Annotated in this window: 26 protein-coding genes; 3 read left to right on the top strand and 23 right to left on the bottom strand. The window is 69.6% G+C overall.

The features are described 5' to 3' along the window. Positions 1-21: 21 nt before the first annotated feature. Positions 22-975 (top strand): allophanate hydrolase subunit 1, encoded by a 954-nt coding sequence (locus tag L3Q65_RS04700; protein WP_182896020.1) that lies wholly within the window; start codon positions 22-24, stop codon positions 973-975. Continuing rightward, entirely contained in the window at positions 972-1,952 is a 981-nt protein-coding gene (locus L3Q65_RS04695) for a biotin-dependent carboxyltransferase family protein (RefSeq protein ID WP_182896021.1), read from the top strand. Before L3Q65_RS04700 ends, L3Q65_RS04695 begins: the two co-directional genes overlap by 4 nt. On the opposite strand, the gene L3Q65_RS04690 is transcribed toward L3Q65_RS04695, so the two are convergent. From L3Q65_RS04690 to L3Q65_RS04655, 8 genes are all read right to left on the bottom strand, one after another. After that, positions 1,936-2,679 (bottom strand): cysteine hydrolase family protein, encoded by a 744-nt coding sequence (locus tag L3Q65_RS04690; protein WP_237598865.1) that lies wholly within the window; start codon positions 2,677-2,679, stop codon positions 1,936-1,938. The two genes, L3Q65_RS04695 and L3Q65_RS04690, sit on opposite strands and share 17 nt — an antisense overlap. Then, positions 2,663-4,000: an MFS transporter gene (locus L3Q65_RS04685; protein ID WP_237598864.1), complete on the bottom strand. Its 1,338-nt coding sequence runs from the start codon at positions 3,998-4,000 to the stop codon at positions 2,663-2,665. The genes L3Q65_RS04690 and L3Q65_RS04685 overlap by 17 nt, the downstream gene beginning before the upstream one ends. 108 nt (positions 4,001-4,108) lie before the next feature. Further along, positions 4,109-4,627, bottom strand: a complete 519-nt coding sequence (locus tag L3Q65_RS04680) for a flavin reductase family protein (RefSeq protein ID WP_182896023.1) — start codon at positions 4,625-4,627, stop codon at positions 4,109-4,111. A gap of 22 nt (positions 4,628-4,649) precedes the next feature. Then, on the bottom strand, positions 4,650-4,994 hold the full coding sequence (locus tag L3Q65_RS04675) for a cupin domain-containing protein (RefSeq protein WP_009076086.1): 345 nt from the start codon (positions 4,992-4,994) through the stop codon (positions 4,650-4,652). Next, positions 4,991-6,451, bottom strand: a complete 1,461-nt coding sequence (locus L3Q65_RS04670; RefSeq protein WP_182896024.1) for a 4-hydroxyphenylacetate 3-hydroxylase family protein — start codon at positions 6,449-6,451, stop codon at positions 4,991-4,993. The genes L3Q65_RS04675 and L3Q65_RS04670 overlap by 4 nt, the downstream gene beginning before the upstream one ends. Then, positions 6,451-7,110, bottom strand: a complete 660-nt coding sequence (locus L3Q65_RS04665) for a DUF2848 family protein (protein ID WP_182896025.1) — start codon at positions 7,108-7,110, stop codon at positions 6,451-6,453. The genes L3Q65_RS04670 and L3Q65_RS04665 overlap by 1 nt, the downstream gene beginning before the upstream one ends. After that, the gene (locus L3Q65_RS04660) at positions 7,107-7,919 is read right to left on the bottom strand and encodes a nitrilase-related carbon-nitrogen hydrolase (protein ID WP_182896026.1); all 813 of its coding nucleotides are present in this window, start codon (positions 7,917-7,919) and stop codon (positions 7,107-7,109) included. The genes L3Q65_RS04665 and L3Q65_RS04660 overlap by 4 nt, the downstream gene beginning before the upstream one ends. Continuing rightward, entirely contained in the window at positions 7,916-8,575 is a 660-nt protein-coding gene (locus L3Q65_RS04655; protein WP_182896027.1) for a GntR family transcriptional regulator, read from the bottom strand. Before L3Q65_RS04655 ends, L3Q65_RS04660 begins: the two co-directional genes overlap by 4 nt. A 381-nt stretch (positions 8,576-8,956) precedes the next feature. Between L3Q65_RS04655 and L3Q65_RS04650 the strand changes: the two genes are divergently transcribed. Next, complete coding sequence (locus tag L3Q65_RS04650; protein WP_237598863.1) at positions 8,957-10,129, top strand: amidohydrolase family protein; 1,173 nt, start codon at positions 8,957-8,959, stop codon at positions 10,127-10,129. Positions 10,130-10,595: 466 nt separating this feature from the next. Here L3Q65_RS04650 and L3Q65_RS04645 read toward each other — a convergent pair whose 3' ends face one another. From L3Q65_RS04645 to L3Q65_RS04575, 15 genes are all read right to left on the bottom strand, one after another. Continuing rightward, entirely contained in the window at positions 10,596-12,374 is a 1,779-nt protein-coding gene (locus L3Q65_RS04645; protein WP_237598862.1) for a glycoside hydrolase family 76 protein, read from the bottom strand. 111 nt (positions 12,375-12,485) lie between these two features. After that, positions 12,486-12,677, bottom strand: coding sequence for a hypothetical protein (locus L3Q65_RS04640; protein ID WP_037814825.1), 192 nt, complete (start codon positions 12,675-12,677; stop codon positions 12,486-12,488). Between the two features lie 306 nt (positions 12,678-12,983). Further along, the gene (locus L3Q65_RS04635; protein WP_220508560.1) at positions 12,984-13,571 is read right to left on the bottom strand and encodes a hypothetical protein; all 588 of its coding nucleotides are present in this window, start codon (positions 13,569-13,571) and stop codon (positions 12,984-12,986) included. Next, positions 13,571-13,870 (bottom strand): YbaB/EbfC family nucleoid-associated protein, encoded by a 300-nt coding sequence (locus L3Q65_RS04630; protein WP_182896031.1) that lies wholly within the window; start codon positions 13,868-13,870, stop codon positions 13,571-13,573. The genes L3Q65_RS04635 and L3Q65_RS04630 overlap by 1 nt, the downstream gene beginning before the upstream one ends. After that, positions 13,867-14,973, bottom strand: a complete 1,107-nt coding sequence (locus L3Q65_RS04625) for a CHAP domain-containing protein (RefSeq protein WP_237598861.1) — start codon at positions 14,971-14,973, stop codon at positions 13,867-13,869. Before L3Q65_RS04625 ends, L3Q65_RS04630 begins: the two co-directional genes overlap by 4 nt. 10 nt (positions 14,974-14,983) lie before the next feature. Beyond that, complete coding sequence (locus tag L3Q65_RS04620) at positions 14,984-15,766, bottom strand: transglycosylase SLT domain-containing protein (RefSeq protein ID WP_237598860.1); 783 nt, start codon at positions 15,764-15,766, stop codon at positions 14,984-14,986. Between the two features lie 36 nt (positions 15,767-15,802). Then, on the bottom strand, positions 15,803-16,624 hold the full coding sequence (locus L3Q65_RS04615; protein ID WP_237598859.1) for an ESX secretion-associated protein EspG: 822 nt from the start codon (positions 16,622-16,624) through the stop codon (positions 15,803-15,805). Positions 16,625-16,631: 7 nt separating this feature from the next. Further along, entirely contained in the window at positions 16,632-17,795 is a 1,164-nt protein-coding gene (locus L3Q65_RS04610; protein WP_182896034.1) for a PPE domain-containing protein, read from the bottom strand. Then, positions 17,792-18,286: a hypothetical protein gene (locus L3Q65_RS04605; RefSeq protein WP_182896035.1), complete on the bottom strand. Its 495-nt coding sequence runs from the start codon at positions 18,284-18,286 to the stop codon at positions 17,792-17,794. The genes L3Q65_RS04610 and L3Q65_RS04605 overlap by 4 nt, the downstream gene beginning before the upstream one ends. A gap of 128 nt (positions 18,287-18,414) precedes the next feature. Continuing rightward, entirely contained in the window at positions 18,415-18,996 is a 582-nt protein-coding gene (locus tag L3Q65_RS04600) for a TetR/AcrR family transcriptional regulator (protein WP_237598858.1), read from the bottom strand. A gap of 98 nt (positions 18,997-19,094) precedes the next feature. Then, a complete protein-coding gene (locus tag L3Q65_RS04595; RefSeq protein WP_182896037.1) occupies positions 19,095-19,670 on the bottom strand; it encodes a dihydrofolate reductase family protein in 576 nt (191 codons plus the stop codon). Positions 19,671-19,769: 99 nt separating this feature from the next. Then, positions 19,770-20,888 carry an FAD-dependent monooxygenase gene (locus L3Q65_RS04590; protein ID WP_182896038.1) on the bottom strand — a complete coding sequence of 373 codons (1,119 nt, stop codon included), beginning with the start codon at positions 20,886-20,888 and terminating at the stop codon, positions 19,770-19,772. 14 nt (positions 20,889-20,902) lie between these two features. After that, positions 20,903-21,796 (bottom strand): MBL fold metallo-hydrolase, encoded by an 894-nt coding sequence (locus tag L3Q65_RS04585; RefSeq protein WP_237598857.1) that lies wholly within the window; start codon positions 21,794-21,796, stop codon positions 20,903-20,905. Next, positions 21,793-23,175 carry an MFS transporter gene (locus L3Q65_RS04580; protein WP_237598856.1) on the bottom strand — a complete coding sequence of 461 codons (1,383 nt, stop codon included), beginning with the start codon at positions 23,173-23,175 and terminating at the stop codon, positions 21,793-21,795. The genes L3Q65_RS04585 and L3Q65_RS04580 overlap by 4 nt, the downstream gene beginning before the upstream one ends. A gap of 199 nt (positions 23,176-23,374) precedes the next feature. Continuing rightward, the gene (locus tag L3Q65_RS04575; protein ID WP_182896040.1) at positions 23,375-23,974 is read right to left on the bottom strand and encodes a dienelactone hydrolase family protein; all 600 of its coding nucleotides are present in this window, start codon (positions 23,972-23,974) and stop codon (positions 23,375-23,377) included. Positions 23,975-23,980: the final 6 nt, after the last annotated feature.

Genomic DNA, 23,980 nt, shown 5'->3' with positions numbered 1-23,980 from the left:
GCACAACGGAAAGAGATCCCGATGCCCGCAGCTGCCCCGTCCCGGCCGGACGTCACGTACCGGACCGCGGGCGATCGCGCGCTGCTGGTGGAGTACGGGCCGCCGCTGCCGGTCGACCTCGGGCTCAACTTCTTCGCGCACGCCTCGGCGCGGCGGCTGGAGGAAAACCCGGTGCGCGGGGTGCTGGAAGTCGCGCCGGGACTGCGTTCGCTGCTCGTGCACTACGACCCGGAAACGATCCGGCACGACGCCGTGATCGCCGCGATGGACCAGCTGCACCGCGAAATCCCCGAGCCCGGCTCGCTCGTGCTGCCGAGCCGCCGGGTGAAGCTCCCGATCGCGTTCGACGATTCGACGTCGCGGGAAGCCGTGGAGCGCTACCAGATCACCACGCGCCCGGACGCGCCCAACGCCGTCGACGGCAACAACGTCGACTATCTCGTGCGCTCCAACGGCCTGCCGAACCGCGAGGCGCTGTACTCGCGGATCCTGGAATCGCAGTGGTGGAACGCGTTCACCGGCTTCTACCCGGGCCTGCCGTCGCTGCTCCCCCTCGACCCGCGCTCCGAACTGGTCGCCCCGAAATACAACCCGGCGCGCTCCTGGACCCCCGAGGGCGCCGTCGCGTTCGGCGGCCCGTGCCTGGTGATCCACCCGATCGAATCGCCGGGCTCGTACCAGCTTTTCGGCCGGACGCTGCCGATCTGCGACCTCGTCCGCCGTCCGCGCGCGCACCGCGCGGACCCGATCCTGATCCATCCCGGCGACCGGATCTCCTTCTACCGCGTCGAAGAGGCGGAACTGATCGAATTGCGCAGGCAGGTTTTCGAGGGCCGCTACGACTACGACATCGAACCCGGCCGGTACGCGGTCGCCGACCACCTCGCCGTGCAAGCCGATCCGGCGGTCGCGGCCGAGGCGGCCAAACGGCGCGCGGACCGGGTCGCCGCGCAGGAACTGGTGAAGATCCCGTGACGCAGACCGCGGCTCTCGAAGTACTGGAACCCGGCCTGCAGACGACCGTGCAGGACTATCCGGGCCGGCGCGGCAGGCAGTCATTGGGGTTCTTCCCTTCCGGTCCCGTCGATTCGCTCGCCTTCCGCCTGGCGAACCTCCTCGTCGGCAACCGCCCCGGCGCGGCCGCCCTGGAGATCCCGCTGGGCCGGTTCCAAGCAGGCGTCCTCGCCCCCGGCCGGATCGCCGTCACCGGCCCGGAAACCACGGTCACCCTCAACGGATCCCCTGTCCCGCAATGGGAATCGGTCCCCGTGGAAACCGGCGACGTCCTGGCCTGCGAGGTCCTGCGCGGCCCCGGACACCGGCTGTACCTGGCACTGTCCGGCGGCATCGCGGTACCGGAGGTTTTCGGCTCCCGTTCGACCTTCCTGCTCGCCGGCATCGGCGGCCTCGACGGCCGAGCCCTGGAACGCGCGGACATCCTGGACACTTTCCCCGCCGCTCCTTCCCGGCCGCGCCGTCTCCCGGTCTCCTTGCGCCCGAGCTACCCGACCGCCTGGGAAATCGAAATCCTCCGCGGCCCGCACGCCGACCCGGATTTCCTGACCGCGGAGGATTTCGCCGACTTCCTCGCCGCGTCCTGGCGCTGCGACCTGAGCTCGGACCGCGTCGGCATCCGGTTCAACCCGCACCGCTTCCGCTGGGCCCGCCCGTCCGGCGGCGTGGCGGGCGGGCACCCGTCGAACCTCCTGGACTCCAGCTACCCGCCCGGCGGCATCCTGGCGTACGGCGACGTGCTCACCGTGCTGGGCCCGGACAGCAACACCTCCGGCGGGTTCGCGGTGATCGCCACCGTCGCGTCGGCCTCGCTGTGGAAGGTCGGGCAGCTCCGGCCGGGGCGGGACACCGTGACGTTCCGGGAAATCCACCTGGACCAGGCAGCGGCGCTCAGTGCGCAGGTGAATCAGTTGCTGGACGTCAAGGCGCTGGCTTGAGTTTCGCTTCGCGGTGAAGGGTGTCGCCTTCGCTCAGGGCGGCGATGATCGCTTGGTGGTCCATGACCCTGCCGAACCCGCGCCGAATGGTACGGAGGGTGGCGCGGTGCGCTTCGGCGTTGTCGGTCGCGTTGACGTCCGAACCGAACACGATGTGGTAACCGAGGAAGTATCCGGTTCGAGCGGTGGACTCGCAGCAGAAGTTGGTGAGCGTGCCGCACACGATCAACGTCCGAACTCCCTGGCACCGCAACGCGTAGTCCAGATCGGTGCCCGCGAAGGAGTCGTACGTGTGCTTCGCTGAAATGACGCGTTCGTCCTCGCGCGGTTTCAGCCCGTGGTACAGCTTCGCTCCGGGCGTTCCCTCCGCGATCGCGCCGTTCGCGATCGGCGGCCAGAAGGCGTAAAAATCGTGCGCGACGTCCGGCGCGATCGTGTGCTCGGTGTACAGCACCGGCACCCCGGCTTCCCGGCACGCGTCGATGAGCTTCTGTACCCGCGGCAGCTGCCGGTACGCCTCCGGCACCCGCATCGGCCCGTCCGGGCGGACGAAATCCTCCTGGAGGTCCACCACGATCAGCGCGCATTCTTCGGGTTTGATCTCGAACGCCCAGTGCTTGTCGGTGTCGTAGTCCGCGTCGGCGGCCGCGATCTGCTCGCGTTCGCCGTCGAGAAGGTCCTCCTCGCCGCGGCCGTAAGCGTCCAGATACTCAATCGACGGATGCACGAACTTCCTCCTCCTTGCCCGGCACCGAACCAAGGTCGACCGACTTCGTCTCCTTCGCGATCAGCGAGGCCACCAGCGAGATCAAGCCCATCACCGCCAAATAGACCCCGATCGCGTACCCGGTGCCGAACTTCGCGTACAACCCGATCGCGATGATCGGCGCGAGTGAACCGGCCAGCACCGACGCCAGGTTGTACGCCAGCGAAACCCCGGAATACCGCACCTCGGTCGGGAACAGTTCCGCGAAGAACGCCCCGATCACCGAGCTGTACGCGGCGAAGATCAGCAATCCGCCGGCCACCGCGACCGTGATCAGCCCAGGACTGCGCGTGTCGACCAGCGCGAAGAACACGAACGCCCACACGATCGTCGCCACCGAAGCGACCACGTAGATCGGCCGCCGTCCGATCCGGTCGGCCAGCAGGGCGAAAAGCGGAATCGTCACCACCGCACACGCCTGCCCGGCCAGCACTGCCGTCAACCCGACCGAACTGTCCATTTTGAGCACAGTCGTGACATAAGTGATCACGAACAACGAGAACAGGTAAAACCCGGCATTCTCCCCGAAACGAGTCGCCGCCGCGAGCAAAACGCTGCGCCAATGCTTGCGAACGACCACGCCGGCAGGAAGCCCCTTAGGCTTCGGCGCTTCCTTGAACAACGGTGTTTCCGCGACATAAAGCCGCAGCCACAAGCCGATCAGAACCAGCACCGCCGACAAGCCGAACGCGATCCGCCAGCCCCAAGACAGGAACTGCGCCGACGGCATCACCGAGCCAAGCACCGCCAGCACCCCCGCGGCGAGCAGATTGCCCAGCGGCGGCCCGACATTCGGCCACGAAGACCAGAACGCCCGACGCGCACTGCCGCCGTGCTCGGACACCAGCAACACGGCCCCGCCCCATTCGCCGCCGAGCGCAAAGCCTTGCACCAGACGGCAGACGACGAGCAGCAACGGCGCCAGCACGCCGACCGCCTCGTAAGTGGGCAGCAAAGCGATCAAGAACGTCGAAGCACCCATCAAAAGCAGACTCGCGATGAGCGTCGACCGCCGTCCCTTCCGGTCGCCGAGGTGGCCGAGCACGACCGCGCCCAGCGGCCGCGCGAGGAATCCGACCGCGTAGGTGGCGAAAGCGAGAACCGTGCCGACCAACGGGTCGTGCGACGGGAAATACAGTTTGTTGAAGACCAAAGTGGACGCGGTGCCGTACAGGAAGAAGTCGTACCATTCGACGGCGGTGCCGGCGAGACTCGACGCCGCCACCACCCCCAGCCGCGTGTGCGGGCGTTTTCTGTTACGTTCGCGAGAGGTATCGGCCATTTCGGCTCCTGTGGTCGGAGGGTCCGTGACGCGGATGAAGTGCTGATGCCGGAAGCCTCGGTGGCTGTTGGCGCAGCCACCGAGGCGGGTTCCCCCCTGGGAACAACCTCAGAAGAACCAGTGCACGGGCTCGTCGGCCCGGTCGGCGAGGTCCGCGAACCGTCCCCCGTGGAACGCCAGCGGGTCGCCGTCGCGCTCGCACACGCTGCGCACGTGCCCGAACACGACCACGTGGTCGCCGGCGACCAGATGCCGTTCGACGTCGCATTCGAGGTGCGCGAAGGCATCCGGGATCACCGGCACGCGATGCCTGCCTTCGGTCACCTCCAGCCCGGCGAAATGGTCCTCGCCGCGGCGGGCGAAGCGGAGCGCGAGCTGTTCCTGCCGCGCGGACAGGATGTTGACCGCGAACCGGCCCGCCTCGACGACCGCGTCGGTGCTGCGCGCGCCGGTCGTCAGGCACACCAGCAGCAGCGGCGGGTCGAGCGAAACCGACGTCAGCGAGTTGACGGTCATCCCGTGCGGCACCCCCGCCGCCCGGGTGGTGACCACCGCGACGCCGGTCGCGAAACGCCCCATCGTGCGGCGCATCGTCATCGGGTCGACCTCGGCCGAGGAAGTGATCATGACGTTCTCCTTGCGAAGGGGCTCAGGCGGGGTAGCGGACCTCGAACGTGACGACCCCCTCGTCGGTCCGCCACGGGCCGTGCGGCATGCCCGGCGGACGGCAGGCGTACATCCCCGCGGTGAACGTCCGGCCGAGCGTGAGGTCGGTGAACGAGCCCTCGAGAATGTAGACCTCCTCCCAGAAATCGTGTTTCTGCACGCCCATCGGCGTCGAATCGGCGCCCGGCTCGTACCGCAGGATCCGCGTCGCCACCCCGCTTTCCGGGTCCTTGGCGAGAATCCGCTCGGTGATCTTCGGGTCGTCGCCGGGGCACACCGTGAAGGCGACGTCGGTCACCGGGAAGAATTCGTGTTCCGGTTTGCTCATCGGGTGATCGCTCCGTCGAGGTCGTAGCTGGCAAGGAAGGCGTCGATGTCGCCGAGCGCGCCGTCGAAGCCGTAATTGCGGTAGGCGTAGCCCTTCACCACGAACGGCGCGCCGGCGTAGAACATCTCGTACTGGTGGTGGCGGCCGGCGAACTCGCTGCCGACGACGTCCCAGGCGAGCTTGAACAGCTTCACCCGCTCCTCGGCGGGCGCGGACGGGCTGTAGATGTATTTGTCGATATCGGCGCGGGTCTCCGGGTTCGTCAGGTCCGCGACGCTGGAGGGCACCTGCAGCACGCCGCCGCCGACCAGGTCGCGCAGGATCGCCAGCAGCCGCGGATACAGTTCGGCCTGCAGCCCCATCGCGCCGTACACCGCGCGGGAACCGGGCCGCCACATGCCGTTCCCGTCTGGTTCCGCGGTGTATTCCGCCGCCAGCACGGCCGATTCCACAATGGACGCGAGACTCGCCAGCTCGCCGAGCTTCTCGACCACGCCGGGGAATTTGTCGACTCCGTTCACCGCCGCGACCTTGCGCGCGAGCCCGGCGATGAACTGCGTCTTCACCATGAACCGGATCTGCGCCTGCCAGTTCCCGAACACGTGCGCACCGGTGTCGAAGAACTGCCGCCGCAGTCCCGCGACATCGCGGTAAACGAACACCCGGTCCCACGGAATGAAGACGTCGTCGAAGACCACCAGCGCGTCGGTTTCGTCGTAGCGCGAGGTGAGCGGATAGTCGTATTCACTCGTGGCAGCCGGGGCGTACGGACGGCGGCAGTAGAGCTTAAGTCCTTCCGCGTCAACGGGAACCGCGAAGCCGAGCGCGAAGTCGGCGTCCTCCGGTCCGAGCGGCTTGATGCAGGACACGAAGATCTCGTCAGCCACCGCACCGCCGGTCGCGAGCATCTGCGCACCGCGGATCACGATGCCGTCCTCGCGCTCTTCCGCGACTCCCGCCTGGATCAGGTCGCCTTCCCAGGCGTGCGCGGTAGTCGCCCGCGAAACCTGCGGCGGAATGATCGCGTAGGAGACGTACAGGTTCTCCTCCAGCACGCGCTTGTGGTACGCGGCGATGTTGGCCGAGAAGTCCCGTTCCCCTTGCGAAAACGCCTCCGGATGCGCGGAGAACGCCGCGACGAACGCCCCCACGTGGTCCGGGCTGCGGCCGACCCAGCCGTGCGTGTGCCGCGCCCAGGCGGTCGCCGCTTCGCGGTACGCCTTCAGGTCTTCCCGGCTGCGCGGCGGCGTGAACAGCCGGTTCACAGTGGACCCGCTCGCCGGGTCGGTGACCGAGATGCCGGATTCCGGATCGGCCGCGAGATCGAACAATTCCGCGATGGTCTTCGCGATCGGCGCGAACGCCGGGTGGTGGGCGACGTCCTCGACCGGCGCGCCGTCGAGGTAGATCCGCCGGGGGCCTTTCAGTGCGGCCAGATAGTCGGCTCCGCTGCGCATCACTCGCTCCTCTGTTTTGTTTCGTACGCGTGGGTCAGGGTCGGGCCGCCGGGCAGTTCCAGGTGGATACGCCAGTACGCGCCGTAGGTGAATTCGCCGCCGAGCAACGGCAACGTGCCGCAGTACAGCGCGAAATCGCCCTCGACCGGACCGAGCCGGTCGAGCAGATCCGCCGGATGCCGCAGCGCGGCCAGTTCCCCCTTCTGGTACGGGCATCCGTCCACACTGGAATCCGCGACGACGTGGTCCCAGTCCGGAATGGACACCTCGGTCCCGATCTCGGCGACCGCTTCCCCGAGCGGCTTCGGACAGGCGGCTTTGGACAGTGCCACCCCGTCCCGCTCGAGATCCCGGTCGGTGTGATCGGACCCGACCCCCAGGAAATACCGCCCCTGGTGCCGGATCAGCACCGGCTCGACCTCCCCTGACGTCCCCGGCGCACTCACCCCGACCACCGGTTCCGTCGTCAGCAAGCCCGTATCCAGGTGGTAGAACGCGGGCACTGAATCCGGCCGCGGCACGCCGATCGCCGCCAGTTCGGCGATGTGCTCCTCGACCGCGGCCTCGTCGCTTCCGGTGTACCCGGCCACCACCAGCCGCGCCGGAGCGAACGCCAGTTCCTCCCCGGTTCCCGCGACGTGCAGGGCAATCGTGCTCATACTCCCGCTCCCGTGAAGTCTGCTGTGGACACCGGCCAGCGCCGATCGGCCAGCACTGGGAACTCCGCCCGCACCGTGTCCACAATGGATTGGTCTATTTCGCAGCGCAGCACTTCCTCGCCTGTGCCCGCTTCCGCCAGCACAGTCCCCCATGGATCGACGATCCGGCTGGTACCCGCCAACTCGACGCCGCCGTGCTGCGTCCCGGCCGCATTGACCGCGATCACCAGCACCTGCTCTTCCACGGCCCGGCACGAAGTGAACATCCGCCAGTGCGCACGCCGCGCCGCCGGCCACGCAGCCGGGACCACGACCGTCTTGGCGCCGCGATCCACCAGCCCGCGCCACAGTTCGGGAAACCTCAGGTCGTAACAGGTCGTGGCCCCGATCGGCCCGAGTCCCGTTTCCGCGACGCTGAGCGTCTCGCCCGGTGTAAGCAATTCCGCCTCGCGCGAGGCGTATCCGAAGACGTGCACCTTGCGATAGGTGTGCGCGATCGTGCCGTCCGGCGCGAGCAACACCGCGGTATTGAACAACCGCCCGGCCGCGTCTTTCTCGACCAGACTGCCCAAATGCACATACGCACCCAGGCTTCGCGCCCACTCCCGCCCCGCCGCGACCGTCGGCCCGTCGAGCGACTCCGCTTCATCCGGATACGCGTCGAACGAGAAATACCCAGCCGCCCACAACTCCGGCAGCACCACGAGCTCAGCCCCGCGTGCCGACTCCATCAACCGCCCAGCCCGCACCCGGCGGTCCGCGGCCGTTTCGTCCGGCGGGCTGGCCAGCTGCACCAACGCGACCTTCACAGCCGCTCCTCGACCCGCAACGCCGTCATCGTGCTGGACAGGTGCTTCGCCAGCGCCTCCCCAGCCGCCTCCGGCTCGCCGCCGCGCAACGCCTCGACGATCGCCGCGTGCTCGGACAGGACCGTTTCGGCCCGGGTCTCGCTGCCCGCGACCGCGCGCAGCCCCATCCGGACCTGCCGCTCCCGCAACGATTCGTAGAACTCGGCCAGCACTGGGTTGCCCGCGCGCCGCACGATCGCCCGATGAAACGCGCGGTCGAACTCGATAAACCGCACCGGCTCGTCCACCACTTCGCGCTGCTTCGCGAGAATGTCGTCCAACTCGCCGAGAAACGCCTCGTCGACACGCTCGGCGAGCTTGCGCACGCACCAGTCCTCGACCAGCTCGCGCGCCTCCATCACCGCCCGCACCTCCGCGTCGGAGATCGGCGGCACGAACGCGCCCTTCTTCGGCACGATCTCGAGAAACCCCTCGGCCTCGAGCCGCAGCAGAGCCTCCCGCACCGGCGTCCGGGACGTCCCGGCCGCCTCGGCAACCTCCGATTCAGTGAGGAACGTCCCGCCGTCGCGAGGCAGCTCGGCGATGCGCTGCTTGAGGAACCGGTAGGTGACGTCCTGCGCGGACCCGGCCCGCCCAGCCTGTCGTACACTGCTCATGGACAAGATGTATACATCACGCATGGCAGCTGGGCAAGGGGCGTTTACCGAGGTTGAGCGGCTGCTCCGGGCTGAGGACGCCGCGGGCTCGGGCGTGGCCGGGGAGGTCTGGCGCACGCGGAGGCCGCGGCGGGTCGCGCGGAACGGCGCGTCAATGCCCTGCTGCGTCCCGTCGGCCCGGTTGCCCGGATGCCTGGGCCGGAACGTCGCTTCGGCGCCACTGTTCTGACGGCTCTCCGCGGAACGCCCCGGCCACTCTTCGAAAGGGAAACCCGGTCACCTCGCCCTCACCACCTACCCGAAAAGTGCCTCCTTGGCACCATGATCACCCGCCGCTTACGGTTCCGGAGCAACCTTCGCGCCACCCGCTGGGAGCTCTCCGTGAACCACTTCGTCATCACCGGAGCACATGTCTTCGACGGCGAGAATTCGCTCGGAATCGTGGACGTCGAGGTCGCCGGCGGAAGAATCGCCAGCGTCGGAGGCGCTCGCCCGGAAGGAGCCGACCTCGTCGACGGTGCAGGTACCACGCTGTTGCCCGGCCTGATCGACGCGCACACGCACACCGACGCGGAGTCGCTGCGCCAAGCGTTGGCCTTCGGAGTCACCACCGAATTCGACATGCTCTCGATGCCGCAGCAGATGATTCCGTTGCGCCGCAAGGTCGCCGCCTCGAATGACATAGCTGACGTGCGTTCTCCGTCCATCGGTCTCACTCCGGCGGGAGGGCACCCGCATCAACTGAGAAAGGGCGACCCGCCGTGGCCGGCTGCCACGCATCCGCACGAGGTAGCGGCGTTCGTCGAGGCCCGGATCGCCGAGGGCGCCGACTATCTCAAGATCCTGGTGGAGGACGGCCGGCTGTTCGGGAACGACCCCCTGCCCAGGCTCGCTCCCGAACTGGTCGCGGCGACGGTCCGCGAAAGCCACCGTCGAGGGAAAATGGTGCTAGCGCACGCGATGACCGTCGAGACCGCCGGACAAGTCGTCGACGCCGGAGTGGACGGCCTCACCCATCTCTTCTTCGACCGGCCGCACACCGCGGAGCTGATCGAGAAGATCGCTGCCGCCAGCGTGTTCGTCATTCCCACGTTGACGGCAATCGCGTCGATCACCGGCGAGCCCGCCGGCCGCCGACTCGCCGAAGACCGTCGCGTCTTCCCGAAACTGGCTCCGGAATGGCGGGAAAACCTGGCCGGCGCGATGGCCACGAGCCCCCGCGAGCACTTCGACTACGCACTGGAAACGTTGGCCGCGCTGAAGAAAGCCGGAGTCGATATCCTGGCGGGCACGGACGCAGCACACCTCGGCGCACCAGGGATGGCCCACGGAGCGAGCCTGCACGCCGAACTCCGCCTGCTGACCACGGCAGGCTTCACGCCGACCGAAGCCTTACGGGCGGCGACCTCGATCCCCGCACGACGCTTCGGACTGCCCGACCGCGGCCGAATCAAGCCTGGGCTGCGCGCAGACCTCGTACTGGTCGACGGCGACCCTGCAGTCACCGTTGACGACACTCTCTCCATTCGGCGCGTCTGGCGGAACGGATCCTGATGCGCTTCGCCCACCGGGATCGGCTGCGACGGCAGCGCTGTATCAGAGGCGGCGTCATGCCTTGCAAAGTCCCGGCCAGCACGCAGCGTCCCGACCACGACACAAGGTCCGGCCATCAGGCGGCTTCCCCGCGACCGCGCGGCATCGCGACCGCCGCACAACGTCCCAACCATCGTGCAGCATCCGCACGAGTGTCCGGCGTCTGGCCGTCACGCATCATCCCGCGGCACGCGGCATTGCCCTGGGCTGCGGCGTCCCGCCCGCCACGCAAAGTCCAGGTGCCACGCAGCCACGACCGTGCGGCAGCAACCGTCACGCCGCATCTCCAACACCAAGCGACCCCAACCGTCACGCCGAATTCCCAACACCGCGCGGTGCCAGCCGTCGTGCCACAGCCCGAACACCACCTGGCACCAGCCGCCACGCGGCATTCCCGCGACCGCGCGGCATCCCGGTCATCGCGGAGCTACTGCGCGGCAGCGGCGATCAACGCCTCCAGCCCCGAAGCCTGTGTCCGCCAATCCACCGCGTTCGGGGTGGCGCCAGCCCACCGTTCGCCGATCCGGTTGAGGGGGTCCCGGTCTCGCAGCCATACCGAATCCGCTTGCCGCTGCACGAAATCTCGGTATTTCTGTTCGCCGGCAGCTGTCGCGAGATCGCCGAAGTAGCGCAGGAAGATGCCCTTGAATTGCTTCTGATTGTCATCGCACGAGCCGCTCTCACACGATTCTACCAGCACGCCGTCCGAAGTCAGACCGGTTATTGCCGCATCAGCCAATCGGCGGGCGGCGTCCAGATAGGACTGGTCGCCGGTTGCTCGCCAGAGTTCGGTGAAGCCGCCGATGGCCAGGCCCTGGTTGTAGGTCCAGACGGTTTGGCCGTTGTTCGCGCACGTCGAGGTGAGGCCGTCGTTGACCAGGCCGGCTGAGTTGATCAGGCCGCTGCGCAGGTACCAATCGCCGGCCGCACGGGCGCGGGTCAGCCATTCGGTGTCGCCGGCCAGGCGGCGGTGCAGGGCAGCGGCGAGGCGGAGGTAGAGGCCGCTGGTGACGGCGTTCTTGTAAGTACGTTCACGGTCCCACCACACTCCGCCGCCGCAGGTGGCCGGGTCCCAGAAGCCGTGCACATAGCCGGCGATTTTCGTGGCTTCGGCGAGATATCGGGAGTCGTGCGTACGGTCGTATGCCGCGAGCCAGGCCAGGCCCCACCAGGCGGTGTCGTCGATCGCTCGGCTGATGAAGTCGCCGTCGATCGGGTCGGAGCTGCGGGCGCCGGCGGGGAAGGCGGCGTGGTTTACGTCGAAAACCCTTGCCAGTACGGGGTCCAGGTCGGGCACTCCGGAATCCGCCAGTGCGGTCACCGCTACTGCCGAATTCCACCAGCTCGACGGCCACCAGGCGCGGTAAATGTCGTAGGACCACAGCAAAGCATCGACGCCGGCGGCAACCCGGGATTGTGCGGGACGCGCCCATGCCGTGCAGGCGCCCTCTTGGTGAGCCGCTTCCCGGCCGCATGCTCGAACGGCGCCGCCGTTCAGCCGTCCGCGTGGATCTTGAGCGGCGAACGTTGCGGTCTGTGTCGCGGTCGCCCCGGCGGGGACACTCGTGCGGCCGAGTGACGAGCCGTCGGGCCACGTCGTGCCCGCGTCCCATGAGCGGTCCAGCCAGGTTTCGTCGCCGGGGCCGCCGGAATCGATGCTGGACCAGGCCATTCCGCGGTCGTCGAAGTGGAGCCGGACGGTGCGGCCGAAGATCGTCGCGGACGGTACTGGCTGGGTGTCGCCCGTGCCGGGAGAAGAACCGTCGCAGGCGGCGGCGCACACGGTCGGGTAGATCCAGGCTGTGCAGGCCACCGCTTGGGCGTCTCCGCAGGCCCGGAGCAGGCCGCGGCGGTGGCCGACGGGGTCGGTGAGGTTGTACATGAGCGTGCGGGTGCCGGTCCAGGTGCTCGGGATGCTCGCTTTGCCCAGCAGGCCGTCCCAGGTGCTGCCGCCGTCCCAGGACCGGTCGAGCCACACCGCGTCGCCGGCGCGGCCGTTGTCGATGCTGGCCCAGGCCATCCCGTCCTGGCCGGAGACGTGCAGGCGCAGCACGCGGCCGTTGATGTCCTTGTCCGGCAAGGGAAAACTCTCTTGCGCGGCCCGCGACGGGTCGAGGGTGTCACACGAGAGCGCGCAGACGGCGGCGGCCGCGCGCGGGACGGTCAACGAGGCGAACACGAGCAGCACTACGAGCACGGTCCGCATGGACTCGTCCCCTCGCCTGGGTGAATTTCCGCCCAGAATAGAAACCCGCGCGGGCGCCGGTGAAGGCCCGCGCGAGGTTCTGTCCCGTTCCGGACAGGCGGGTTAACCCGATCAGCCGCCGCTGCCCTGGCGCCGTCCGACCGAACGGCCGATGAAGTACCCGAGGATGAGCCCGACGATCAGGCCGATCGCGATGAAGAAGATGACGGTGGCGGCGGCGATTTTGCCGACCGTGCCGAGGAAACCCTTGGCTTCGAGGTCGGTCGCGATCGCCACGGACTGGGTCAATGCGTAGTGGGTCATGCCTCCCAGGATGGCATCGGCGGCGGGCGGGCGCTCGGGGACGCACCGGACGCGGCTCGGGCAGACGGCTGCGGCGTTCCGGTCTTGACCGGTTGGGCACGAAACCTTCGCCGGCCGGGGCGCGACGCTGCGGGATCGGAGCTGATTCAGGCACGCGCGGGCACAGGGGGCCGCTGAGCACGCCCGGGCGCGCGAGCTTCGCCCGCGGCAATCGGTCTGTTCGCGAACGTCCTGGCCGCCGATCGGAGTCCGATGCCGGTCCGGGGCCCGGGCGAACACTCGCCGAGGCGAGCGCTCGCGCGGCGTTCAGTCCCTGACCGGCTTGAGCTCGAACCCTTCGTCGTCCTGCTCCTCAACCGGGGTGCGACGCCGCGCGACCGGTGCTGGTGCAGGCTCGCGTGCGGCGTCCGGGCGAGGCACCAGGGCTGGTTCCGGGGCATCGTCCAGTGCCAGTGCGTCTTCGACGGCCGCCGCGACTGCGGGAACGCATCCCGCTCGGATGGCGTGCAGGCCCTGGCGCAACGCCTGTGTGCCCGCCTCCGTGCTGAGCCGCGAGATCTCCGCGGCCAGGGCGTCCGGGCCCAGTTCCAGTGCCGCTTCGCCGATGTCCAGGTGGACGAGCATGCCGTGCATGTTCACCGTGACACTCAGTCCCTCGCGGCCGGCCGTCGCGCGGAGGGTGGCCAGGCCTTCGGACAAACCTAGCTGGTCGGGGATTTCCTCGGCGATTTCGATGAGTTCGTCGATACTCCGCTCGTCGCCGCCCGGACCGCCGGGATCGGCGGCTGGCTCGCGCGACGTCCCCGCAGCGTCGCCGCGCCCGAACTGCTCGGACGGATCCGTGCGCCAATCCGCACCCTGTCCGGCCGCGTTCTCCTGGTACGGCTCCGCCATCACACCCTCCACGTGTCCGGTGTGGTGTCTTCGGCGCGGTCAGCCAGATCCTTCTCCGAGCCGAGGCCGAGGCTGCTCAGCTCGGTGCCGCCGAGATCGCCCAATTCGGTTTCCAAAGCTCGGCGAGCGCGTTCGTTCGCCTCCGCGGCGGCCTCGCGCACGGCGTGCAGGATGGTGTCCGCCAAGCGGGGACCGCCGGTGCGGAGAGCGTCTGCGGTGAGTTCCAGGGTGCGCAAAGCGCCGCCGGGGGCGACTTCGACGGTCACTCCTGCGTGCCGCGCGGTGCCGGTGATGTTCACTTCGGGTGCACTCCGCCGTAGAACTTGTGCAGATCGCGCGGGAGCGTGTACGTGAGGCGCTCGACCTGGTCGTTCGCGTTGCCCTCGATCGTGGTGATCTTGTTGCCCTCGACCTTTTCGATGATCCCGATGTGGTGGCTGTGCCCCCACGACGGACCGTCGCCGAACAGGATGGTGTCGCCGGGGCGGGCGTTGTGCGCGAGCGCGCCGCGGTCGTAGGCGAGGTGGTGGCGCTGGCCCCACTTGTAGACGTCGCCGGTGAAGCCGTACTTCGGGATGTCCACCCCGGCCGAACGCCACATCGACGTCGCGAAGTACGCGCACCACGGCTGTCCGGTCGGGCCCCATTTGTTCCGGTTGTTCGGGCCCTCGTGGTAGCCGAGATTGTGCCGCGCGTGGTCGAGGATCTTGTCGACCTTCTTGCTGTGGCTCGCGTGCGTGTTGCCGTGGTGCTGTTCGTGTTTTTTGTGCGCTTCGTGCTTTTTGTGCTGCTCGTGCTTGCGGTGGTCCCCCGGCTTGGCGTGGTGCGTTCCGCCCGGGTCGGCGACGCCGTCGTAGTTCAGGTCCTTCTGCAACGCACGCAGCTTGCGCGCCGCCTCTTCCATCTCCGCGCGGGCGTTCTTCAGGTGTCCGCCGGATTCCTTGAGGTACTTGCCCGCCAGGTCGGCTACGTCGCCGATCGCCATCAGCAGGGCGGCCGGGCTTCCGTTGCGCGCCAGGACGTATCCGGCGTCGATGATCTTGCGTGCCTTCGCGACGAACTCGTCGATCAGCTTGCCGGTGGCCTGATGCCGCCCGGCGAGTGCGTCGGTGACCTCGCTGACCACCTTCGCCCCGTGCGTGCTCGCCTGCGCGGTGACCTTGAGATCCCGGCCGAACTTGCCGGTGTCGTGTTCGAAGGCCGGATTCGCCTTGCTGTGCCAAGTGTTCAGCAGCGCGTGCGCCGCTTTGCGCTGCGCCTCGTACTGTTCGGTGATCTCGCGGGCGGCCTGCTGCAGCGCGTGCTGCGCGGCCTGCGAGTCCGCGGCCTTGCCCTGAAGCTTGCCGTGGTGCGTTTTCATCTCGTCCGCGAACAGCGTCGCGACCCCTGCGGTGTCCAGCACGGATTCCCCCTCAGCCCAGAATGCCCTTGATGTCCTGTTCGCGGATCGCCGCGCTCGCGTCGGAATCCGCGCCCGCGTACGCCTGCCGGGCACGGAAAACGGAGGCGCTCAGCGTGCGCGCGTGTGCCCCGGTGGCCCGCACCTGCGACTCCAGCGAACGGCTGAAATCCCCCAGCGCGTCGGAGAATCCGGTTTCCTGGCCGACCTTCCCGAAGCTGTCCTTGGCGATCCCGGTGACCCGGTGCACCGTCTTCTTGCCGACCGACACCAGTTCGTTCGCGACGTGCTCGGTGGTGCGCTCGTAGGCGAGGAACTGTTCGAGATCGGCCTTGAACCCGCCGTCCTTGCCGCCCTTGCCGTGGTGCGGTTTGTGCGGACGGTGGTCGGGTTTGTGCGGATGGCTCCCGCCTTTGCCGTGGTGGCGGGTGACGTCCTCGGCGGCCTTGCGCGCGGCGGCGAGGTGGCTCTTGTACGCGCCGTTGGTGTAGGTGGACCACGGCTGGAAGCTCTTGCCGTGCCCCGAAATCGCCCAGGCCGCCTTGGCGTTCTCGTCCGCGTTGAACAGTTCGTCGTTGGAGTGCAGATGGAACTCGTGGCGGCGGGCGGGACCGAGCGAGCCGAGCATGTTGACCTGCCACAGCCCGTACGAGTTGTCCGGCGGGGTCCCGTTGTGCGCACGGGTGTTCCCGCCCGATTCCGCCATCGCCACCGCGACCGCGGTGGTCAGCGCTTGCCCGCGGAACCCGGCCCGGTACGCGTGCTGGGCGATTTCCTCGGCCGACAACTTGCTCATTTCCTGCCCCCTTCAGCAGGGCGCTTCGCCGCTGCCCTAAGTGAGACGGAACCCTTCGTCCTCAGGTTCCCTAGTCCCCCGATCGGACGACACCCCGCGCCCGAGTTCCTGCATCCGGTCGGCGAGCCACGCGTGATCCGCGGGCGCGACAGTGACCCACTTCGTGCCCGCGGACTCCCGCACGACCGCGCCGTACCGGCCTGCTTCCGTGTCGTACCAAGCGACTACCGGCGAACGACCGCCCGGACCGTTCACCGCGAACTGTCCGTACGCGACCCGGGGCGTGGTGACGAGCGTCGAGATCGCCCGCAGGTCCCGGCCGGCGAGACCGGCCCGGCCGAGCGCCCGCTCGAACGCGGCGTGCCCGTTGTCCGCAAACGCTTGCATCGCCTCGGAAAACGCGTCGCGCGGCAACCGCACCGCGTTGCCCGGACCGGGTTCGGCGGGGCCGACGACGCTCGCGGCGAGCTGCGGGACGTCGTCCGGCAGGCACGGCCGCAACGCGAGTTCGCCCGCGTCGAGAACGGCCAGCACGCCCAGTTTGCGCCCGGCCGCGGCCAGCGCGCGCAGCGGCGGATCGCGGAACACCAGCAGGTCGACCGAAAACACCGGTTCGGCCAGCACCGCGAACACCTGCCCGAGCCGCGGATGCGGTTCGTCGTCCTCGTCGAGCAGCCCGGCCGCGGCGAGGCTTTCCGCGACCTGCGCGCCGAGCTGGTCGCGTTCGTCCATCGTGGAACCGTGCGAGGGCACCTCGAGCGGGTACGGCGCGGGACCGAGATCGAAATCCGACCACAGCAGGTCGAATTCCAGGTGCGAGAGCGCTACCCCGTCGACCTCCGGGAGATGTCTGGCCATTCCCGCCTCACTCGCCCAGCACGGGCGGGTACGCGTCCGGCAGATCCTCGAGGAAGTCGAAGGAACTGCCCTTGGTGTACCGGTTCTGGTGGTCGTCGGAGCCGTCGCCGCGCTGGCCGGCCATCGGCGGGAAGAACCCGCCGGACATCGGGCTGCCGCCGCGCATGCCCGCCGCTGCCCCGGCTGCCCCGGCCGCCGCGCCGCCGCCGGCTCCGACCGAGCCGCCCAGCAGTCCGCCCGGCAGCGCGCTCCCGCTGCCGGCGCCCGTGCCGGAGCCGAGCGCGCCGAGCGCACCGCCGCCCAGCGACCCCGGCATCCCGGCTGTTCCGCCAGGTCCGCTCGCTCCCGGGAGCAGCCCGGCGCCACCGGCCGGAGCGGACGAAGCCGTGGTGACGGCCGCGTCCGAGGAACCGGAAGAATCCCGGGAGCCGCGCGCTTCGCTCCGCGACCGGCCGTCCGGGTCGACGTTCGTGACCGCGGGCGCGTCGGTGAAATGCGGCAGCTTGTCGTGCACGCCCTTGCTCGACGTCTCGTAGCTCTCCATCACGCGGACCGCCTCCGCCTTGGCGTGCGACGCCGCGCGTTTGGCCGGCAGGTGGTCGTCGAGGAGCTGATCGACCATCACCGCGCCGCTGGGACCGCTGGCCGCGTTGAGGTCGTAACCGTCGCGGAACTGGTTTTCCGCCGTGTAGAACACCGGTTCCGGCATCTTGTGCTTCGCCGTTTCGACCGCGCTCGTGTAGTGGTCGAGCTTGTCGCCGACCGTGCGCATCGTCTCGCTCGCGCCCGTGCCCCACGACGTCAGCTTCGACGCCGATTGCGCCGCGCTCCCCGCCGCGCCGCCGCGCCAGGACAGCAGCAGCTTCTGCACCGTCTTGTGCACCGCGGAAGTCGCCGAATCGACGTCGTACGCCAGCTTCCCCCACTGGTGCGCGGACGCGCCCATTTCGACCGGGTCGGCGGTCATGATCATGTCGTAGAGCGTGGTGTGCGCCCAGGCGTTCCAGTTGATCTTGCCGAAGGACGCGTCCTTCATGTTGGCCCGCTGGGCGAGCTTGGTGCGCCGCAGGACCCGGCGCTGCGCGGCGGTGGGCGGGTGGTCCTCGCTCCACAACCGGTGCTTGCGGTGCTTTTCGTACGGCAGCCGTTCGTAGCCCGGTGTCCGGCTCATGCCGGCGTCCCTCCCCCGTCGTCCGCCCGGCGGCCCAGTGCGTCGAGCGAATCCTTCGCGTCGCTTTCCTGCTGGACGTGCCCCGCGCCGGCCCGGCGGATGGCCTCGCGCAAGGACGACAGCTCGTCGAGGTACTGCCGCAGGATCGCCTGTGCCCCGCCGTCGGCGGACCCGCGCACGCCGAACGCCTTCCGCAGGTGCGCGGCCACCGGGCTGGTGCCGTCCTTGAGCGGATGCGTGAGCTGCTTCGCCTGTTCGAGGCAGGCGGTCAGCTCCTGCTGGCGCTTCTCCAGTTCGGCGTCGGCGGCCGCGATCTCGGCCGGATCCAGCTCGATGACGCCGGTGTCCGCGACGATCTCGGCGTTGCCCGCCCCGGACGGGCCGTGCACGGAATCCGACGTCTCCGGCCGCCCGGACCGATGCGTCTCCTTGGCTTGTTTCTTGTGCAGGGCACGGACGTCTGCCCAGTCTGAAACCCGGTGCGAACTCACCCCAGTCCACCTCCCAGCGGGCGTCCTCAGCGGACGCGCGCACCAGTATGTCAGCCTGCCGGACCGCGGGCATCCGGTCCGGGAAAGTCGGCGATGAGACGACCCCGGCGAGGCCGCGGTTCCGCGGATCACCCGGACGGCGGAGGCTGGTGCGCGCCCCGGACAAGCAACTCCGAGACCGAACGCGCGGCCGTCCGCACGTCGTCGCCCAGATCCGCGGGCAGCGCCCGCTGCAGCCACAACGTCGCGAACCCGTGCATCAGCGACCACGCCGCCGCACCCGCGACCGCCGGGTCGGCGCTCCCGTCCCGGAACCCGGCGACGGCCCAGTCCAGCGCCTGCCTGCCGCGTTCCCGCGCGGCCCGCAGGTCCGGGTCGTCGCCGCGGAGGAGGTCCGCGCGGAACATCACCTCGAAATGCGCCCGGTGCTCGACCGCGAACGAGACGTAGGCGACCCCGGCCTCGAGCAGGTCCGGCGAGGGCGGGAGCTCCTCGAGCGCGTCCGCGAGCAGGTCGAAGCCCTGCGCGGCCACGGCGGTGAGCAGGCCGGCGCGGTCGCCGAAGTGGTGCGCCGGGGCGGCGTGCGAGACCCCGACCCGGCGGGCGAGGTCGCGCAGGTTGACCGCGGCCGGGCCGGATTCGCCGAGCACCTCGACGGCCGCGGTCAGCACCGCCTGCCGCAGATCGCCGTGATGGTAACGACGGGCCATGGCATCGAGTATGCCACCGACTTGTCAGTGACTAGATGAGGCGAGCGGCGTCGCCCGGCCCGCAAGAACCGCCAGACGGCGACGCATCGCGGAGCCGATCAGCGGACGAACTCGAAGATCTGCTTCTGGATCCCGTTCGAGTAGCTCTCGCTCTCGATCAGCTTCAGCGGCTGCTTCTCCTTGTCGGTCTCGCTGAACAGCCGCTTCCCCGCACCCAGCAGCACCGGGAAGACCAGCAGGTTCAGCCGGTCGACCAGGCCGGCGTCAGTCAGGTCGCGGACCAGCGTCGCGCTGCCGTTGACGATGATCGGGCCGCCCTCGGTCTCCTTCAGCGCGGCGACGTCGCCGAGCGAGCGAAGAATGGTCGTTTCGCCCCAATTCGTCACCAGGTCCTCGTCGCGCAGGGTGGTCGACACGACGTACTTCGGCATCACCTTGTAGTGCGGGAACTCCTCGGTCATGTCCGGCCACACCGGCGAGAACGCCTCGTAGCTGACGCGGCCGAGCAGGAGCGCGGCCGCTTCCTCCTGCTCGGCGCCCTTCAGCGCGTAGGCGGCGGGGTCGAATTCGATGTCCTTGAACGTCCAGCCGGCGTTCCGGTAGCCGGGCTCGCCGCCGGGGGCTTCGACGACGCCGTCGAGGGACACGAACGCGGTGGCGATGAGGGTGCGCATGGTTCAACTCCTGGTTCGGGATGGTGCCTGTTCACCTACGCGTCGAACGGCGCCGTCCCGGCTCGACACGCCACCCCGAGACCTCAGCTATGACCTGGGTCACACCGCAGTGTGCCAGGCGTCGTACCCGTAGATCGCGTCCGCTGCGGCCGAGCTCGTTCCGCTCTGCTTAAGCCAGCTGTTGCCCCGCGACGCCAGCTGCACCTCGCGCGTGCGGTCCAGCCGGGCCGCCTGGTACGCCTTCAGCGCGACCTCGGTGTTCGGGTACGCCGCCAGCGCCCGCGCCAGCACGACACTGTCCTCAATGGCCATTCCCGCGCCCTGCGCCATGAACGGCATCATCGGGTGGCACGCGTCGCCCAGCAGCGTCACCGGGCCGCACGACCAGTTCGGCAGCGGATCGCGGACGTACAGCGCGGATTGCAGCACCGAATCGCACGCCTCCAGCAGTGCGCGGGCCTCGGGGTGGAAGCCGCGGTACGCCTCGCGCAGTTCGCCGACATCCCCTGGGGTGGTCCAGGATTCGTGCCGCCACTGGCTTTGCCGCGTGGTGGCGAAGACGAACACGTCCGCGCCGCGGTTGAGCGGGAAAGTCACCAGCTGCGTGTCCGGATCGGGACCCCACCACTTGGTGAAGGAGTCCAGGTTCGGCACGTCCACCGCGCCCGCGGGCAGCACCGCGCGGTACGCGACGACGCCGGTGAACTCCGGGTGTTCCGCGCCGAACAGCGCGGTGCGGACGGCGGAGTGGATGCCGTCGGCGCCGATCACGACATCCGCGGAAGCCGCCGAAGAACCGAAGTCCAGCGCCACTGAGTCCGTTGTGGACAGTCCGGTCAGCTTGTGTCCCAAGCGGACGACGCCGTCCGGCAGCGCGCGCTCCAAGGCGGCCAGCAGGTCCGCGCGGTGCATCGTGAGCTGCGGCGAGCCGTAGCGGCGTTCGGCCTCGTCGCCCATCGGCAGGCGCGACGTTTCCTCGCCGGTGTCCCACGTGCGGCTGATCCGGTACTTCGGCCGCGCCGCGGTTTCGCGCAGTTCGCCGCCGACGCCGAGGCCGTCGAGGGCGCGGACGGCGTTGGGCGTCAGGTTGATGTCCGCGCCGACGCGGCCGAATCCGGCCGCCTGTTCGTGCACGACCGGCGAGAATCCGGCCTTCCGCAGGGCGACAGCGGCGGCGAGGCCGCCGATCCCGCCGCCGACGATCGCGATTTCCGGCACAGCGAAAGCTCCTTCTAGACAGTGAGGTCGAGCAGATCGTGGCCCACGACGACGGGGCCGGAGTAGTGCGGACGGACCCGCTTGAGCCAGCCCTCGTCGTCGAGCCGGGCGGGATCGGCCGGGCCGAGGTGCGACAGCGCGACCCGGCGGGCCCCGGCCGCCGCGGCGACCCGGCCGACGTCCGCCGGCGAGGTGTGCGAGGCAGCAAGGAAGTCCAGCAGTTTCGGCGAATAGCCGATGCTGCGGTAGAAATCGGGCTCCATCGCCTCGTGCACCAGCAAGTCGGCGCCCGCGGCCAGCTCGCCGACCGCGTCGCTGCGGGCGGTGTCGCCGGAGAAGGCGACCACTCCGTGTTCGGTTTCGAACCGGTAGCCCAGCGCCAGATGCAGCGGCGGATGCGGGACTGCCCGCGCCGTCACGCGCACCCGATCGTCTTCGTGCACAACGGTTTCCCCGGCCGCCAAGACATCGGTGGCGCGGATCAGGCCGACCAGCCGCGGCCGGTCGCTGGTCCGCTGGCGCACCGCGACATCCTGCCCGAACGCGGCGAGATTGCCCGCGATCAGCCCCGCCGTGCCCGCGGCGGGCGGACCGGGATCGGTCGGGTCCGGGCCGGGTCCGTAGACCGGCACCGGCTCGATGACGCCCTGGTTGGCCGGACCCCAGCCGAGCAGGAAGAGCGTGAACAGTTCGGCGACGTGGTCGGAATGCAGGTGCGTCACGAACACCGCGGCGAGATCGCGCAGGGACAGCCCGGCGGCGACGTACTTGCCGAGCGTCCCGTAGCCCGCGTCGACCAGGTAGACGCGTCCGCCGACCACCACCGCGTTCGCGCAGCCCTGCCGGCCCGGCGCCGGGTACGGCCCGGCCGCCGTGCCGAGCAGGACCACGCGCAGTGCGTCCGTCACGGCGAAACCTCTTCCAGAGTGCGGCCCTTGGTCTCCTCGGCGAAGAACCCGGCGACCAGCGCGCCGACGAAGCAGATCCCGCCGAGCACCAGGAACACCGAGGCGAGCCCGCTGCCGCCGGCGTACAGCGCGCCGACGAGGATCGGGCCGAGGATCAGGCCAAACCGGTTCAGCACGCCGCCGAGGCTGACGCCCAGCGCGCGGCTGCGGGTCGGGTACAGCTCCGGCGTGTACAGGTACAGGCAGACGTTCACCGCGAAGTTGAACATCGCCGCGAGCGACGACCACACCAGCAGCTGCAACGGGGTCCCGGCGCCGAGCGCGCCCAGCACGACCAGCATCGCGGTCGTCCCGCCGAGGCCGGCGGCCAGCACGATCCGGCGGCCGAGCTTGTCCACGACCAGCGCGGCGATCAGGCAGCCGACGAGACCGGCGACCGACGTGGCCGTGCTGTACCAGAGCGCCTGGCCGATCGACAGGTGGAACGAGCCCTTGTACAGCGTCGGCAGCCACGAGGTGATGCCGTAGTTGGCGAGGTAGCCGACAAACCAGATCGTCCACACCATCAGCGTGCGCCGCCGGTAGCGACCGGCGAACAGGTCGCGGAACGAACTGCGCTTCGAGGGCGCCGCTTCCGGTACCGCCGTGGCCACAGCGGGCGGAGGCAGCGGACGGCCAAGGGATTCCTCGACCCGGCGCTCGATCAGCGCCATCGTCGCCTCGGCCTTTTCGGTGTGCCCGTGCGCGGCGAGCCAGCGCGGCGATTCCGGGATCCGCAGCTGCAGCAGCACCGCGGCGAGACCGGGAATCGCGGCCAGCGCGAACAGCGGCCGCCAGCCCCAGTGCGGGATGACCCAGGCCGCGACCAGCGCGCCGACCGCGAGCCCGGCCGGGAAGACGATCTCGTACATCAACACGAAGCGGCCGCGGCGGCGAGCCCGGCTGATTTCGGCGATGTACGCGGCCGCGGTGGGCACTTCACCGCCGATCGCGAGACCCTGCACGAACCGCAGGATCAGGAACGGCAGCAGCGCGGTGCACAACGTCATCGCCAGGCTGCACAGCGCCGTGACAGCGACGCACAGGGTGATCACCTTGACGCGGCCGATCCGGTCGGCGGCCCAGCCGGACGCGAGCGCGCCGAGCAGCATGCCGATCGAGCCGATGGTCAGCGTCGCGGTGCTGGAAGCGGTCGTCATGTGCCATTCGCGGCCGATGACGGGGAGCGTGTAGGCGATCAGCAGCTGGTCGAACGCCTCGAAGAACGTGACGATGCCGATGATCAGGCGGATCGAGACCTGCCAGCGCGACATCGGGAGCCGTTCCAGCCGGGCGGCGATGTCCCGCTGGGTCACCTCGGGGGTGGCGGCGATACTCATGGGCCCTCCTCGGAGCCGGAGCGTGCAATCGATCGTAGGGGGTTCAGGCGGCCGGAAATCAAGGCGGCGCTGGGCAGCTGCCGTCGCGGCCGGGCCGGGAGCGGGTTTGCGCCCCAATGTGGCATTGGGTGCATGTGACGCACCGAATGCCACATTGGGTGCGTCTGACGCACCCAATGCCACATTGGGGCGGGCTTCGTCACGGACCCGAGGGCGTCGAGTCCGGCAGCTCGGCGTCCAGGAACCGGACCAGATCGTCCGCGGCGGACGGTCCGGCGGGCAGCACGAGCCGATCGGGTGCGTGCGGGTCGAATTCGGGCGTACCGGGCCAGGGTGGCGGCGCGGGTCCGAGGGCGGCGGCCAGGTCCGCGCCGGACAGTTCGGCGAGGTGGGCGGCGGAGCCGAAACCGGCGGCGGCCACGCGGTGGCGCGGCATGCCCAGCCGGGCGCCGAGGTAGTCGAGCGCGCCGGCGAGGTCGGCTTCGAGGTCGGGCAGCGCGAGCGCGGCGAAGGCGGCGTCCGCTTTGTCCGGACCGAAAGTGTGGCCGCCGGTCTCGTAGTAGAACAGCGGCGCGACAGTGACGTATCCGCAGCTCGCGAGCGTGCGGCAGCAGTTTTCGACGGGTTCGTCGAGTCCGGCGGCCCCGTGCAGCACGAGCACCGCGCCGCGGACTCGCGAACCACGGCCGGGCGGATGCCGCACCAGCAGCGGTGCGGACGTCCGCACCACCCGGCGGCGGCGGTTCGCGGGCCCGTGCCCGTGATGGTGGACCTCGGCAGCTTCGATGGTGCCTCCCACGTCTGG

The organism is Amycolatopsis sp. FU40, from assembly GCF_021903635.1.
Classification (GTDB): Bacteria; Actinomycetota; Actinomycetes; order Mycobacteriales; family Pseudonocardiaceae; genus Amycolatopsis; species Amycolatopsis dendrobii.
This window is presented reverse-complemented; position numbering and strand designations above follow the sequence as displayed.